The organism is Streptomyces sp. B1I3 (assembly GCF_030816615.1).
Classification (GTDB): Bacteria; Actinomycetota; Actinomycetes; order Streptomycetales; family Streptomycetaceae; genus Streptomyces.
In genome coordinates this window covers 6,978,620-6,993,415 of record NZ_JAUSYD010000001.1, presented here as the reverse complement: position 1 = coordinate 6,993,415, position 14,796 = coordinate 6,978,620, and the positions used below count along the sequence as shown (strand labels likewise).

At 72.7% G+C, this 14,796-nt stretch carries 14 protein-coding genes; 11 read left to right on the top strand and 3 right to left on the bottom strand.

Going from position 1 to position 14,796, the window contains the following annotated elements; all coding sequences use genetic code 11:
• Nucleotides 1-24 precede the first annotated feature (24 nt).
• The 3 genes from QFZ58_RS31820 to QFZ58_RS31810 form a co-directional block, all read right to left on the bottom strand.
• Nucleotides 25-864 (bottom strand): class II glutamine amidotransferase, encoded by an 840-nt coding sequence (locus QFZ58_RS31820; protein ID WP_307128319.1) that lies wholly within the window; start codon nucleotides 862-864, stop codon nucleotides 25-27.
• A 167-nt stretch (nucleotides 865-1,031) separates the two neighbouring features.
• On the bottom strand, nucleotides 1,032-2,120 hold the full coding sequence (locus tag QFZ58_RS31815; RefSeq protein ID WP_307128318.1) for a glutamate--cysteine ligase: 1,089 nt from the start codon (nucleotides 2,118-2,120) through the stop codon (nucleotides 1,032-1,034).
• 160 nt (nucleotides 2,121-2,280) lie between these two features.
• Nucleotides 2,281-3,066, bottom strand: a complete 786-nt coding sequence (locus QFZ58_RS31810) for a VOC family protein (protein ID WP_307128317.1) — start codon at nucleotides 3,064-3,066, stop codon at nucleotides 2,281-2,283.
• Nucleotides 3,067-3,323: 257 nt separating this feature from the next.
• Here QFZ58_RS31810 and QFZ58_RS31805 point away from each other — a divergent pair, with 257 nt between their 5' ends.
• The 11 genes from QFZ58_RS31805 to QFZ58_RS31755 all read left to right on the top strand — a co-directional run bounded on the left by QFZ58_RS31805 (nucleotide 3,324) and on the right by QFZ58_RS31755 (nucleotide 14,580).
• Nucleotides 3,324-5,816, top strand: coding sequence for a molybdopterin oxidoreductase family protein (locus QFZ58_RS31805; RefSeq protein ID WP_307128316.1), 2,493 nt, complete (start codon nucleotides 3,324-3,326; stop codon nucleotides 5,814-5,816).
• Nucleotides 5,813-6,301: a hypothetical protein gene (locus QFZ58_RS31800; RefSeq protein WP_307128315.1), complete on the top strand. Its 489-nt coding sequence runs from the start codon at nucleotides 5,813-5,815 to the stop codon at nucleotides 6,299-6,301. Before QFZ58_RS31805 ends, QFZ58_RS31800 begins: the two co-directional genes overlap by 4 nt.
• A gap of 293 nt (nucleotides 6,302-6,594) precedes the next feature.
• Nucleotides 6,595-6,921 carry a plasmid stabilization protein gene (locus tag QFZ58_RS31795; RefSeq protein WP_307128314.1) on the top strand — a complete coding sequence of 109 codons (327 nt, stop codon included), beginning with the start codon at nucleotides 6,595-6,597 and terminating at the stop codon, nucleotides 6,919-6,921.
• A 46-nt stretch (nucleotides 6,922-6,967) separates the two neighbouring features.
• Nucleotides 6,968-7,438: a DUF5709 domain-containing protein gene (locus tag QFZ58_RS31790; RefSeq protein WP_307128313.1), complete on the top strand. Its 471-nt coding sequence runs from the start codon at nucleotides 6,968-6,970 to the stop codon at nucleotides 7,436-7,438.
• Between the two features lie 115 nt (nucleotides 7,439-7,553).
• Nucleotides 7,554-8,216 carry an HAD family hydrolase gene (locus QFZ58_RS31785; protein WP_307128312.1) on the top strand — a complete coding sequence of 221 codons (663 nt, stop codon included), beginning with the start codon at nucleotides 7,554-7,556 and terminating at the stop codon, nucleotides 8,214-8,216.
• A 211-nt stretch (nucleotides 8,217-8,427) separates the two neighbouring features.
• Nucleotides 8,428-9,222 carry a SigB/SigF/SigG family RNA polymerase sigma factor gene (locus QFZ58_RS31780; protein ID WP_307128311.1) on the top strand — a complete coding sequence of 265 codons (795 nt, stop codon included), beginning with the start codon at nucleotides 8,428-8,430 and terminating at the stop codon, nucleotides 9,220-9,222.
• A gap of 133 nt (nucleotides 9,223-9,355) precedes the next feature.
• Entirely contained in the window at nucleotides 9,356-10,453 is a 1,098-nt protein-coding gene (locus tag QFZ58_RS31775) for an FUSC family protein (protein WP_307128310.1), read from the top strand.
• Nucleotides 10,450-11,400 carry a polysaccharide pyruvyl transferase family protein gene (locus QFZ58_RS31770; RefSeq protein WP_307128309.1) on the top strand — a complete coding sequence of 317 codons (951 nt, stop codon included), beginning with the start codon at nucleotides 10,450-10,452 and terminating at the stop codon, nucleotides 11,398-11,400. Before QFZ58_RS31775 ends, QFZ58_RS31770 begins: the two co-directional genes overlap by 4 nt.
• Nucleotides 11,401-11,503: 103 nt before the next feature.
• Nucleotides 11,504-12,313, top strand: coding sequence for an SDR family oxidoreductase (locus QFZ58_RS31765; protein ID WP_307128308.1), 810 nt, complete (start codon nucleotides 11,504-11,506; stop codon nucleotides 12,311-12,313).
• Nucleotides 12,314-12,383: 70 nt separating this feature from the next.
• On the top strand, nucleotides 12,384-12,854 hold the full coding sequence (locus QFZ58_RS31760; RefSeq protein ID WP_307128307.1) for an SRPBCC family protein: 471 nt from the start codon (nucleotides 12,384-12,386) through the stop codon (nucleotides 12,852-12,854).
• Between the two features lie 94 nt (nucleotides 12,855-12,948).
• Entirely contained in the window at nucleotides 12,949-14,580 is a 1,632-nt protein-coding gene (locus tag QFZ58_RS31755) for an NAD(P)/FAD-dependent oxidoreductase (protein WP_307128306.1), read from the top strand.
• The last annotated feature ends 216 nt before the right edge of the window (nucleotides 14,581-14,796 follow it).

Genomic DNA, 14,796 nt, shown 5'->3' with positions numbered 1-14,796 from the left:
GCCCGCCGCGGGGCCCGCGGGGTGTCAGGCCGGTGCCGGGACGAACGGCATGTAGTCGCCGTCCCCCGCGGGCACGACCGTGTACGTGGCTTCGGGCAGCTCGTTCCACACGCCCGGCAGGTCACCGAGCGGCTCGGACACCACGAGCCGGGTGTCGTCGGACAGTTCGCGCATGAGGGCCAGGTCCGGGTGGAGGGTGCGCACGGTCTCCGCGCGGGTGCTGTAGAAGAGCGAGCGCGACTGGCCCTGGCTCGAGTAGCGGAAGGCCCACAGCCGCCGGCCGTCGGCCACGGCGACCGTCATCTGCAGCGGATGCTCGATGCCGTGATCCTCGCCCAGCCGCTCGACGAAACCGGCCATGCGCGCCACCGCGCCCGGCACGTCCTGATCGAGACCGAACGTCACGGCCAGGTAGAACAGCACTTCCGAGTCGGTCGATCCCTCGATGGACGAGAACAGCGCCGGGTCGACCGCCAGGCACATCTCGCGGCGGATCCGGTCGAAGTCCTTCACCGCGCCGTTGTGCATCCACATCCACCGGCCGCGGCGGAACGGATGGCAGTTGGACTGCTGCACGGCGCTCCCCGTGGACGCCCGCACGTGCGCGAAGAACAGCGGTGACCGGACGTGCCTGGCGATCTCCCGGAGGTTGCGGTTGTTCCAGGCGGGGCCGATGTCGCGCACCACCGCCGGGGCGGTGTCCCCCGACCTCGGTTCGTACCAGCCGATACCGAACCCGTCACCGTTCGTCGTCTCGACACCCAGCTTCGAGTGCAGGCTCTGGTCGATCACCGAGTGCGCCGGCTTGTACAGGACGTCGTCCAGCAGGACGGGCGAACCCGCGTACGCAAGCCATCGGCACATGTCGCTGTCCCTTCCTCCGCCCGCCCCCGCGGACCGGGCACGGGCATCCCCGCGTACGCTCCCCCGCTACCAGCGAACCAGGGCCCCGGCCGGGCGGCAAACCAGGCAGGCCGGCCGCCGCGTCGGCGCGGTGGCGATCCCCGCGGGCCGCACGGGGAGCCGCCCGCTCACTCCTGGGTGCGGCGGACGCAGTCCGCTATCACCGCTTTCAGGTCCCCGGTGCGCTGCAACAGCTCCCGCTGCCGGCGTGCGCCGTTGCCCGTGCGCAGGAGGCGGCTCATGCCCTCCTGGGCGAGCTGAAGATCGCCCACGTCCTCGAGTGCCCCTCTCACGTGGGCGAGCAGCTCCTCCAAGGCGTCCTGAGCGGGGACGGGCGTCATGGTGTCCGGGTGCATCAGTGCCTCGTCCAGGCCCGAGCGCCCCGCTCGCCACGACGCCAGGCGCAGCAGCCCCGTGCCGACCGGCCGGGGTGGTACGCCCTCCCGCCACTCCCGCGCCGCCGTCTCGACCAGTGCGCGGACCAGTACGGCCAGCAGCACGGTGGTCGACGCGTCCAGACACACGTCGGCGACTCTCACCTCGACCGTCGGGTGGTTGTGGGAGAGCCGGGCGTCGAAATAGACCATGCCCGGGTCGCGTACGACACCGGTGGCGATCATGTCCGCTACGTGGTCGTGGTACCGCTCGGCCGACCCGAACGCCTCCGTGGGGCCCGCCGAGGGCCAACGCCCCCAGACGCGGCTCCGATAGCTCCGGTAGCCCGTGTCGAGACCCTGCCAGAACGGGGAGTTGGCACTCATGGCGAGCAGCGGGGCGAGCCACGGCCTGATCCGGTCGACGACGGCCACCCCCTCCTCGTCGGACTCCACGGACACGTGCACGTGGCACCCGCACGTCAGCTGTTCCAGCGCGGTGAGCCCGAACTCCTGCTGCATCCAGCGGTACCGCTCGTCCGCGCTGATGGCCGGGCCGACGGGCAGCGGGGAGGTCGCCAGGGCGACCACGGACGCGCCCAGCTTCCCCGCGTGCTCCGCGGACTCCCGCCGTCTGCGGCGGATCTCCGCCTCCAGCGCACTCATGTCGGACTGCGGGCGGGTGGCGAACTCCAGTTGCTGCCTCTGCAGCTCCTTCTGGAAGATGTCGTCCTCCGCCCCTGCCCGGTCGGCCATGGCCAGGACCGCGGCCGCCATCGCACACGGCTCGAAGGTGTCCGTGTGCACCAGCAGAAGTTCCTCCTCGACACCGACGTAACGCAACGGAGCACCGCCTATCCCGGGCCGCCCACTCGAGGGGGACACCCACTGCCCGGCCGGGCAGTGGCCCCCACGCGCGACGGTCCCCTCAATTGTCCTCGTCGTCTTCCTGCACCGCCTCCTGCCCGCACACCGCCGGAACACCCCTGCCCCGCGCGCACGCTCAGCGGCCCACGCGGGGCGACACGGTGAAGAGTCCGCCCTCCGGGTCCCGGATGACGTATCCGGGACCCGGGGCACCGGGCCCGGGGACGGCGGGAGTGGCCGTCCCGCCCGCGTCGACCGCGCAGGCCGCGGCCCGCTCGGTGTCGTCGACGTCGAAGTGGACCACCCACCTGGGCCGGATCCTCGGGTCGGGATCCCGCTCGACGGCGCCGCCGTACAGGAGCGCCACGGGACGGCCGGACACCCGGACGACGACGCGCTCGTCCTCGTAGACGACTTCGATGCCGCCGGCGGCGCCGGGCCAGGAGAAGACCTCGCCGTAGAAGATGGCCGCCTCGAACACGTCGCGGGTCAGCAGTTCCAGCCGGGGCGGGGCGCTCCCCTCCCCCACCGCCCATGCCGGTGTGGGGCCCTCCCAGAAGCCGAACACGGCGCCGTCCCGGTCGGAGGCGAGCGCCGCGCGTCCGCGGCCCTTGCGCAGAGGGCCGACCGCGACCGTGGCCATCCGCTCGCGCACCCTGGCGGCGGTCAGGTCCGCATCGTCGACGGCGAAGTACGGGGTCCAGACCGCGGCCTGGTCCCAGCCAGGTGTGCGGACGCCGATCCCGGCGACCGGCCGGCCGTCGACGAGGGCCGTCGAATAGCCCTCGCCCAGTGTGCTGCGCCCGAAGTCCCATCCCAGGACGGAGGCGTAGAAGGCCTCCGCGCCCCGCAGGTCGCTCACCATCAGGTGCATCCAGCACGGGGCGCCCCGTACCGGCACGGCGTTCTCCTCGACCGACATCAACATCCGCTCCTCGGCGTGCATGGCGTGCGCCGGACATCCGCTGACCGGGGACGCGTCTGCGAACGTACCTGCCGGGACGCTCGCGGCAGCATGATCTCGGGGTCGTGTCGGCCGTCCCGGTGCCAGGCGCGGCGGGGCACGCGGCCCGCGCCTCACCGCTGTACCCGGCGGACCGTACCCCCGTTAGCCCGTGCCGATCGGGGGTACTCGTGGGCGGTCGTGCGACCGGGCACGGTGGGGCTGCGGAGGTGGGCATGGACGTGTCGGTCGACCGGATCTCGGAGCCCTGGGGCGGAAGGACACCTCACGGCCGTGACGATCCCTGGCCCGCCCGGGTCGACATGTGCCTGGCCGACGGCGTGGAACCGGAGCAGGTGGAGCGCTGGGTGCAGACCGCCTCGATCCTGCACTCGGACGGTGACGCGATGGACGTCGCCGTCAAGGACGGCCGCATGGTGGGTGTTCGCGGGCGGGCCGTGGACCGGGTCAACCGGGGCAGGCTGGGCCCCAAGGACCTGTTCGGCTGGCAGGCGAACGCGTCGGCCGACCGGCTGACGAGGCCGCTGGTCCGGCGCGGCGGGAAGCTGGTGGAGACGGACTGGGACACGGCGATGGACCTGGTGACCGCCCGCTCCCGGGAGCTGCTCGACGAGCAGGGCCCCGGCTCGATCGGTTTCTACACCAGCGGTCAGCTGTTCCTCGAGGAGTACTACACGCTCGCGGTCCTGGCCCGGGCCGGCATCGGCACCAACCACCTCGACGGCAACACCCGGCTGTGCACCGCGACGGCCGCCGAGGCCCTCAAGGAGTCCTTCGGCTGCGACGGCCAGCCGGGCAGTTACGACGACATCGACCACGCCGACGTGATCGCCCTGTTCGGCCACAACCTCGCCGAGACACAGCCGGTCCAGTGGATGCGGATCCTGGACCGGCTGGAGGGTGCCGACCCTCCGCGCCTGCTGTGCGTGGACCCCCGGCCCACAAAGGTGGCCCGCCGGGCGACGGTGCACCTCGCCCCGCGCCTGGGGACCAACGTGGCCCTCCTGAACGCGCTGCTCCACGAGGTCATCCGCTCAGGCAGGGTCGATCACGCCTACGTCGCCGCCCACACCGTCGGCTTCGACGAGCTCGCCGGGAACGTGGAGCGGTGCACTCCCCGGTGGGCGGAGCGGATCTGCGACGTACCCGCCGCGGCGATCCAGGAGGCGGCCGAGATGCTGGGTACGGCGGAGCGGCTGCTGTCCACCGTGCTGCAGGGCGTCTACCAGTCGCACCAGGCCACGGCGGCCGCGGTGCAGATCAACAACCTGCACCTTCTCCGCGGCATGCTGGGCCGCCCCGGCGCCGGTGTCCTGCAGATGAACGGCCAGCCCACCGCGCAGAACACCCGCGAGTGCGGGGCCAACGGCGACCTGCCGGGCTTTCGCAACTGGCAGAACGACGAGCACGTCGCGGACCTCGCGAAGGTGTGGAACGTGGAGCCCTCGACGATCCCGCACTTCGCACCTCCCACGCACGCGATGCAGATCTTCCGGTACGCCGAGCAGGGCTCGGTCAGGATGCTCTGGATCAGCGGCACCAACCCCGCCGTCTCGCTTCCCGAGCTGTCCCGCATCCGCAGTGTCCTCGGTCAGGACCGCCTGTTCACGGTGGTGCAGGACATCTTCCTCACCGAGACGGCGCAACTGGCCGACGTGGTGCTGCCCGCGGCGACCTGGGGGGAGAAGACCGGCACCTTCACCAACGCGGACCGGACGGTGCACCTGTCGGACAAGGCCGTCGAGCCGCCCGGCGAAGCCCGCCCCGACCTGGACATCTTCCTCGACTACGCGCGCCGTATGGACTTCCGCGACAAGGACGGGGCCCCGCTCATCGGCTGGCACGACCCGGAAACCGCGTTCGAGGCGTGGAAGCGCTGCAGCGCCGGGCGGCCGTGCGACTACACCGGTCTCGGTTACGGCAGGCTGCGCGGGGGCAGCGGTGTCCAGTGGCCCTGCGGCGAGGGGTCTCCCGAGGGGACGGACCGGCTGTACGCCGACGGCATCAGCTGGGCCCATCCGGACGTCTGCGAGTCCTACGGGAAGGACCTGGTGACGGGCGCGCCCGTGGAGGCGGTCGAGTACCGGTCGCTGAACCCGGAGGGCAAGGCCGTGCTCAAGGCCGCCGAGTACCTGCCGCCGCACGAGGCGCCGAGCGGCGAGTACCCGTACCAGCTGACGACCGGACGCACCCTCTACCACTTCCATACGCGTACGAAGACGGGTCGCGTGCCGCAGCTGAACGCCGCCGCTCCGGACGTGTGGGTGGAGGTCTCCGTCGCCGACGCGCGCGAGCGGGACCTGGCCGAGGGCGACCTCGTGGAGGTCCGCAGCCCGCGCGGCGCGGTACGCGGGCGGGTGCGCGTCACGGACCTTCGGCCCGGTGTGCTGTTCGTGCCGTTCCACTACGGCTACTGGGACACCCCGGGCGGATCGGCGCCCGACGGGAGGACACCACCGCGGGCGGCCAACGAGACGACGATCACGGACTGGGACCCGGTGTCCAAACAGCCGCTGTTCAAGACCGCGGCGGCGGCTCTCACGCTGATCGCGAAGAGCGACGGCACGCCGTCCCCCGCACCCACCACCACCGCGTCCGCACCGGCGGGCACGGCCCGGGTCCGCGCGACCGAGGGCGGCAGCCCCGGCGTCCGGGTCCTGCAGGGCGCGGCGGAGCCCTGGCGAGCAGCCCATGGGGGCACGCGGTGAACGGCACCGCGCTCGTCGTGCGCGCGTTGCACCACGGCGAGGAACACCTCGCCCGGCGGCTCACGGCCGTCGGGGAGCGCCACCGCACCGAGCACGAGGTGCACCACGTCTCCGCCGATCTCGCCGCATGGTCGCGGGAGCACGTCCAGCGGCTGGCCGACATCGCGGGCGCCTACGGACTCGACCTGGACGGCCCGGCGGAACCGGGCCGGGGGCCGGTGCCGGCACCGCGCGAGACGGTGACCGGGACGGCCGGCCGGTGGTCCGCGCCCGGGCTGCTCCTCCTGCGTGATCTTCGGGACCTCCACCTCGACGCGGCGGAGAACTCCGTCCACTGGGAGATGCTGGCCCAGGTCGCCCAGGCTTCGAGGGACTCCGGCCTGCTGGAGCTGGTCTCCTCCTGCCACCCGCGGACGCTGCGTCAGATGCGCTGGTCCAACACCATGCTGAAGAACCTGTCCCCGCAGATCCTCACGAGCATGTGACCCGGTTCGGTCACGTTTTCACGGGTACTCCTGACGACAGGTTCCCGGCGTACGCGGGAGCCCAGGCGTTGGAGGGTTGAGACCACAGCCCCCGACGCTGCCCCGATGCTCCCGGTGGCACGTACGCGGCGGCCCCCGGCACGGAGGCCGCCGCGCCGTCCCGGAGAGCCGGCCGCCGGCTGCTCCGTTTAGCCGGCCGCACAGCGGAAACGCGTCTGTCGTGCCGGCCCCGCGTCCCGGATCCGCGGGCCCCGGACACCCCGGCCGCGGACCGCACAGAGAAGGAGTACGACATGCCTGCGGGATCGAGTGCGAAGCGCGAGCGGCAGTACGAGCACATCAAGGAGAGCCAGGAGGAGCGGGGCACGTCCGAGGGGCGGGCCAAGGAGATCGCCGCGAGGACCGTGAACAAGGAACGCGCCAGGTCCGGCGAGTCGAAGACCGCGAGCAAGACCTCCACCCAGGACCGGAAGTCCGCCCCGCAGCGCGGCGGCGAACGTTCCCACCGCGGCGCGGAGGGGCCCACCAGGGACCAGCTCTACGCCGAGGCGAAGAAGAAGAACATCGACGGCCGCTCCTCCATGAACAAGGACGAGCTCCGCCGGGCCCTCGGCCGTTGACAGGTCGTGCCTCCGGCGCACGGCAGGAACAGGAAAGGAGCGAGCCATGTCCGAAGGGGCACGCGGCGACGACGTCTACCAGCCTCCCAACGACGGTGTGCAGAACCCGCCGAGTGACGAGCTCGACATGGAGAACGCACTCGGTGAACGAGATCTGGACGACCAGATGGAGGAGGGCTACTCGCCTCCCGAACGGCCGCTGGGCGTGGACAAGTACGGCACGACCGGCGCGGAGGAGCGGGCGGGGGAATCGCTCGACCAGCGGCTCGCCCAGGAGGTCGGTGAGCCGGATCCGCCCGAGGGCGACGGCATCGGTGACCTCGCGCAGGGCGAGGGGGAGCCGCTCGAGGAGATCAGCGGCGACGTGCGCGCGGGAAGGCTGACGGCCGCCGACGGGGCGGACCGGCACACGGATGTGTTCGCCGAGGACGTCGGCATCGACGGCGGGGCCGCGTCGGCCGAGGAAGCCGCCGTGCACGTCGTCGACGAGGAGGACGACGGGCGTTCGGGCATCTGACGGCAGGGCCGCGACGCCGGGCGGGTATCCCGTGACGGGACGTGGCGGGCACAGGCGTCGCATGGGGAGCCGCCGGCGGACGGACGCCGGGGCACAGTGAGGAAAGCGGTAGGACATGGCAAGGGCTGCACTCTTCGACGTGGACGGCACTCTCGCCGACACCAACCACCTGCACGTCGTCACATGGTGGGAGGCGTTCCGGCAGGCGGGCCACGCGGTGCCGATGCGCGCGATCCACCGGGCGGTGGGCCTCGGCTCCGGCGACCTGATCGAGCGGCTGCTCGGAGAGGACCGCGACCGCGACCAGGACGCGGCCATCAGCGCCGCCCACAAGACCCTCTACGGCACCTACTTCGACCGGCTCCCCGCCTTGGAGGGCGCCGGCGACCTGCTGCGGACGCTCGCCGGGCGCGGCTGGCGCATCGTGCTCGTCACCTCCGCGAGCGGCTCCGAGCTGGAAGCGCTGAGGGCGGCCATCGATGCCGACAGCGCCATTCTGGACACGGCGAGCTCCGACGACGTGTCCGAGGGCAAGCCGGCCCCGGAGCCGGTCCACCACGCGCTGGAGCTGGCGGGGGCGGATGCCGGAGAAGCGGTGTTCGTCGGCGACACCGTGTGGGACATGCGCACGGCAGTCCGCGCGGGTGTCGGCGCCGTGGCCCTGCTCTCGGGTGGCATCCCGCAGCATGACCTCCTGGACGCCGGTGCGAAGGCGGTGTACGAGGACGCGGCGGACCTGCTCGCCCATCTGGACCACAGCCCCTTCGCATCGGCCTGATCCGGTGCACGGTCCGCCGCGCCGGCTCCGCGAAGTGGGCTCCCCCCGGCGGCGTCGACTTGCGCGTTTGGCCTATATTTCAGCGGGTATGGTGTGTTCTGTGCTTCGGACAATGAGGTACGCCCGTGGGAGTTCGGCTCCGGGCGGGACCCGTCCGATGCGGTGTGCTCCCACGGTTACCGGCATCAGCACCGTCGAGGGAGTGAGCACCATGGCCGATTCGTCCACCAGCACACCGCGTCCGCACGACGACAGCCCGTCGACCGATGCCGCCTTCCGGCGGCTCCGCACACTGCCGGACGGAGCCGAGCGGGACGAACTGAGGCGCGAGACGATCTGCGCCTGGCTGCCGATGGCGTATCGCCTGGCATCCCGCTTCCGCAACCGCGGTGAAACCATGGACGACCTGCGACAGGTGGCGGCCATGGGCCTCGTCAAAGCCGTCGACCGCTACGACCCCTTTCGTGGCAAGGCCTTCGAGACGTACGCGGTACCCACGGTGACCGGGGAGCTCAAGCGCCACTTCCGTGACCACACCTGGGACGTGCACGTACCCCGGCGCGTCCAGGACCTGCGCAATCGTGTGCGCGTCGCCCGGCGTGACCTCGCCCAGACCCTCGAGGGACGCGCTCCCACCTGCGCGGAGATCGCCGCCGAGACCGGCCTGCGCGAGGAGGACGTCCTGCTGGGGCTCGAGGCCCTGGACAGTTACAGCACCCTCTCCCTCGACGCCGAACTCCCGGGGACGGACGACGGCTACTCGCTCGGGGACACGCTCGGCCACTGCGATCCGGCCCTCGACGTCGCCGTGGACCGCGAGGCCGTCAAGCCGGGACTGCGCCGGCTGCCCGAACGCGAGCGGACGATCCTGTACCTGCGCTACTTCCGCGACATGACGCAGGTCAGCATCGCCGAGACGCTCGGCATCTCGCAGATGCACGTCTCCCGGCTGCTCAGCCAGTGCTGCGAACAACTGCGCGCCCAGACACTGCAGGGGGCTCGGTGACCCACCCCGCCGGACCGGCCGCCGCCCCCCGAGGTGCCGGTCGCCCCGTACGGACGTCCGCGTCGTCCATACCCTGCTCGCCCACGACTTCCTGCCCGCGGTGAGGCCGTGGCTCCGGTCCCTGGCCCGGGGAGTGACCAGGCCCGACCGGTACATGATGGTCCAGTCGCTCAAAGCCGCCGGCGCCGCGGCACTGGCCTGGGCACTCACGGGGTGGTGGCTGCAGGCGCCCATGGCGCTCATGGCGCCCTGGACCGCAGTGGCACTGGTGCAGGGAACCGTCTACCGGTCGGTGCGGACGGCCGTCGAGCTGCTCCTCATGATCACCTCCGGAACCCTGCTCGCCGCCGGCGCCGCCGCCCTCACCGGGGACACCATGACCGCCATGGTCGTCGTGCTCCCGGTGGCCGTACTCCTCGGCAACTGCGCCCCGGTCGGTCAGCAGGGGCTGTACGCGGCCACCACCGCGTTGTTCGTCCTTGCCTACGGCTCGTACTCGCTGTCCGCCGTCGGACACCGTCTGCTGGAGACGGCGGTGGGCGCCGCGGTGGGCATCGCCGTGAACGCACTGGTGCTGCCGCCCGTCCACTCCCTCCAGGTCAGCCGGCTGGCCTGCGCGCTGCCCAGCACCTGCGCGGACCTCCTGCGGGACATCGCCGAGAACACCGACGACTACGACGAGGCGCGGGCCGCCGACTGGTACGAGAGCGCCCAGGCCCTCTACAGAACCCTGGCCGATCTGCGCGAGGCCCGCGGTTGGGCGGACGAGAGTGTGCGTCTCAATCCGGGCCACCGCTTCCGGCGCAGCGTCCGCCCGGCTCCGCCGCAGACGTGGGACACCGTGTGGACGCGGGTCAGTGACCGGTTGCTGACACTGACGCTGACGCTCCTGGAGACGGCGTCCGACCGTCGACGGCTTCCCCGGCCGCCCGAGAGCACCCTCACCGAGTTGAGCGCCCTGCTCACGGCCGCCGCCGAGGTGTGCGGCATCGACCGGACGATCATGGAGCGCGGCCCGGACGACGAACTGGGACGGCAACGCGGCGATCACCTGGCGCGGGCGCACGAGGCCCACGTGGCCATGCACGGCACCCTGTCCGGGACGGTGCCCGAGGTCACGGCGTCGATCGGCAGCCTGCTGGCCGACACCCAGGCCCTGCTCGACGACCTGGCACCCGCCGAGGACCGGGCCGGCACCACGGCAACGGACCCGAGGACTGCGGCGCGATGACGCAGCAGCGCCTTGCGGCGACCCTGGCCGACCTGCTCCTCCCCCGTACCGCGTGGGGCCGCGTGCTGGTCACCGGCTGGTTCAGCTTCCTGGACGGCGAGGTCACCGCCGGGGACGCCCTCGCCCAGCGCGCCGTGTCGCAGGCGCTCGACGACCTCGGCATCGAGCACGACACCGCATGGAGCCCCGTCTTCGAACCCGGTCGGCTCACCCTCGACGCGGCCCGTCCCGAGTCCTACGAACAACTGCTGTTCGTGTGCGGGCCCGTGCACGGCGAGCAGGTCACCGCGCTGCACCGCCGGTACGCCGCATGCAGGCGGCTGGCCGTCGGGGTGAGCGTGGTGGACCCGGACGGCCCGGCGGCCCGGGGCTTCCACCGCATCGTGGCGCGCGACGGCGCCGGCAGCGGGCCGCTGCCGGATCTGGCGGCGGCCGCACCGGCCGGCCCGGCGCCGCCCGTGGCCGGGATCGCTCTGACGTACGGCCAGGGCGAGTACGGCGACCGGCGCGGCCACGACGGGGTGGCCGGGGTCCTGCTCCCCTGGCTCACCGGCAAGGACTGCGCACGGGTCGACGCGGACACCCGGCTGGCCCGCGACGACCGGCATCTGTGCCGGACGGCGGACCAGTACACGGCCCTGGTGGCCAGGCTCGACGTCATGGTCACCGACCGGTTGCACGGCATGGTGCTGGCGCTGCGTGCGGGCGTCCCCGCGCTGGTCGTCGACCCGGTGCGGGGCGGGGCCAAGGTGTCGGCCCAGGCGAGGGCCCTGCGCTGGCCGGCTGTGATCCCCTGCGAGGACCTGTCCGTGCGGGCACTGGACGACTGGTGGTCCTGGTGCCTCTCCCCGGCCTGCGGGGCCGCGGCCGCCCGGCGCAGGGCCGGGCTGCTCGACGCCTCACGCCCCGAGGGCTCCCGGGGCGGGCGGGGCGGAGCCGTGCGGTGAAGTCCGGCCCCCGGCAGGTGATGTTTGACGGCAGATCACGGTGGTACCCGGTCCGAGCAGTGTGCGCGCCGCGCCGGCCCGCCCCCCAGCACCGGAGGAATCGATGAGCGAGAACTCCCGCCCCGTTGCCCCCGTCGCCCTGGTGACCGGGGGCGATTCCGGTATCGGACGGGCCGTGGCCGTGAAGCTGGCACAGCAGGGCATGGACGTCGGTATCACCTGGCACACCGACCAGGACGGGGCGGAGGCAACGGCGGACGAGGTCCGGGAGGCGGGCCGCCGTGCCGCGACGACCCGTCTGGACCTCACCGACCTGCCCGGGGCCTCGCAGGCCGTCGACACCCTCGCGGACGAGCTCGGCCGCGTCGACGTCCTGGTCAACTGCGCGGGCACGGGAACCTCGACGCCCTTCCTCGAGCTGGACCACGCGACCGTCCGCGAGGTGCTCGACGTCGACCTGGTGGGACCGTTCCTCTGCTCCCAGCGGGCCGCTCGCCGCATGATCACCCAGGCGAGCGGCGGCCGCATCGTCAACATCACCTCCGTCCACGAGCACCAGCCGCGCGTCGGGGCAGCCCCCTACTGCGCCGCCAAGGGCGGTCTGGGCCTGCTGACCCAGGTCATGGCCCTGGAGCTGGCCGAGTACGGCATCACGGTGAACTCCGTGGCTCCCGGCGAGATCGCCACCCCCATGACGGGGCAGGAGGACGCCGACGTGATGAGCACCGACCGGCCCGGCATCCCGCTCGGCCGCCCGGGGGACGCCCGCGAAGTGGCTTCGGTCGTCGCCTTCCTCGCGGGCCCGGAATCGTCCTACACGACGGGCGCCTCCTGGGTCGTGGACGGCGGAATGCTGCGCATGGGGCCGCAGGCGGGCTCCCATCTGCGCTCCGGGGACTGGCGCCGTCCCTGAGGCCGGCACCCCCCGGCGCGCCGGTCCCCGGCGAAGCCGGCGACCGGAACGTACTCATCCAGGAGGAACCATGGCTGTCCGTCATCACCTCATCGACCGTCCCCCGTCCGCCCTGTGGGCGGTCCTGGAGGACGCCAACCAGTACGGGAAATGGGTGGTGGGGACCAGCGACTCCCGCCCGGCGGAAGGCCGGTGGCCGGAGCTCGGCTCGTCGATCACCTACACCGTCCGCCTGGGACCGCAGGAATTCACCGGCCGCACCACCGTCCGGCGCGTCGACCGGCCGGGCGCCCTGGAACTCGAGGCGGAGAGCGGGCGGTTGGGGACCGCGCGCATCGCCTTCGACATCAGGCCCTGGGGTGAGGACAGGACGCTGGTGATCGTCGACGAACATCCGCTGAGCGGCATCGGAGGCGTACTGCACAACACGCTGCTGGACGGCCTGCTCCAGATCCGGCACCGCTCCATGCTGGCGCGGCTGGCCCGGGTGGTCGAGGACGCGACGGACGAGCGGGGCGCGGTCCTCCGCGGTATCTCCTGACGTGCAGGTGCCGATCCACGGCGGCCGGTGGTGATCGCCACCGGCCGGAGGTACCCGGCTCCTGCTGTCTCTCCCCCCGGCGAAGGGCAACACGATGGTCGACGCAGTGGTGATCGGAAGCGGCCCCAACGGCTTGGTCGCCGCGAATCTGCTCGCCGACGCAGGCTGGGCCGTGGAGGTGCTGGAGGCCGAGGACACCCCTGGCGGCGCGGTGCGCAGCGACAGGGGCGTCCACCCCGACTACGTCAACGACCTGTTCAGCTCCTTCTATCCCCTGGCCGCCGCCTCTCCGGTCCTCGCCGGGCTGGACCTGGGCAGCGAAGGACTCCGCTGGAGCCACGCTCCGCACGTCCTGGCGCACCCCCTGCTCGACGGCAGCTGCGCGGTGCTGGACCGTGACAGGGCGGTGACCGCTGCGGGGCTCGAGCGCTTCGCCCCCGGTGACGGCCGGAGCTGGCTGGAGTTGTGCCACATCTGGGACCGGATCGGCGACGACATCGTCCGCGCCCTCTTCTCGCCGTTCCCGCCCGTGCGGGCCGGCGCGGTGCTGGCCGCACGGCTCCGGGCTGCGGGCGGACTCAGGCTGGCCCGCAGCCTGGTCCTGCCGGTACGGCGGTTCGGCGAGGAGGAGTTCACCGGTGAGGGCGGCCGACTCCTGCTGGCGGGCAACGCGTTGCACGCGGACCTGGCACCCGAGGCTGCGGGCAGCGGTGGATTCGGCTGGCTGATGGCCATGCTGGGGCAGTTCTTCGGGTTCCCCGTACCCGTCGGCGGCGCGGGCGCGCTCACCTCGGCCCTCGTCCAGCGACTACAGGCGCGCGGCGGCGTCGTACGGTGCGGGCAGCGGGTCACCGAGGTGGTGGTGCGTCAGGGCCGCGCCGAGGGTGTCCGTACGGCGGCCCGGGAGGCGATTCCCGTACGCAAGGCGGTTCTGGCCGACGTATCGGCGCCCTGCCTGTACGGGGAGCTGGTCGCCGCTGAGCATCTGCCGCCCCGGGTCCTCGGCGATCTGCGACGGTTCCAGTGGGACTTCGCCACGTTCAAGGTCGACTGGGCTCTGGACGGGCCGGTGCCGTGGACGAGTCCGCAGGCGGCCTCGGCGGGCACCGTGCACATCGCCGAAGGGGTCGACGAGCTGACGAGGTTCGCCTCGCAGATCGCCCGGGGCCTCGTACCCGACCGGCCCTTCCTGCTGATGGGCCAGATGACGACCGCGGACGCGACCCGTTCGCCGGCCGGTACCGAATCGGCGTGGGCCTACACCCACGTCCCGCACCTGGTGAAGGCCGACGCCGGGCCCGACAGCCTGTCCGGGCGGTGGGACCGGGCGGAGCAGCAGGCGATGGCTGACCGGATGGAGCAGCAGGTCGAGCGGTACGCTCCCGGGTTCCGCGCACTCGTCCGCGAGCGGCGGATCCTCTCCCCGGCCGCGCTGCAGGCCGCCGACGGCAACCTGCACAACGGAGCGATCAACGGGGGCACCGCCGGTATGCACCAGCAGCTGGTCTTCCGGCCCGTGCCGGGTACGGGCCGGCCGGAGACACCGGTGAAGAACCTCTACCTGGCCTCCGCCTCGGCACATCCGGGCGGCGGGGTGCACGGTGCCCCGGGGGCCAACGCCGCGCGGGCGGCGCTCCGTGCCACGCGGGGCACCAACGCCGTACTGAGCGCGGCCCAGCGTTTGCTCGCCCACCGGGGCAGGACCGGCGAGAGCCGGACGGGCTGATCCGGGGCAGCACGGACACGGACGCCGCCCGCCCTGCCGTCCCAGCGGGGAGAGGGTGCTGACGCGCTCCCGCGCTCGTCCACGACGAATGACCCGTCCCGGTGGGGGTAACCGTACGGACCCGGCCGGCCGCCGCTGATGCGCGTGCCAGCCGCACGGCACGCAGAATCGGTCGCAGGAGCCTGCCCGCAACCGCTCGGAACAGGAGAAGGAGTC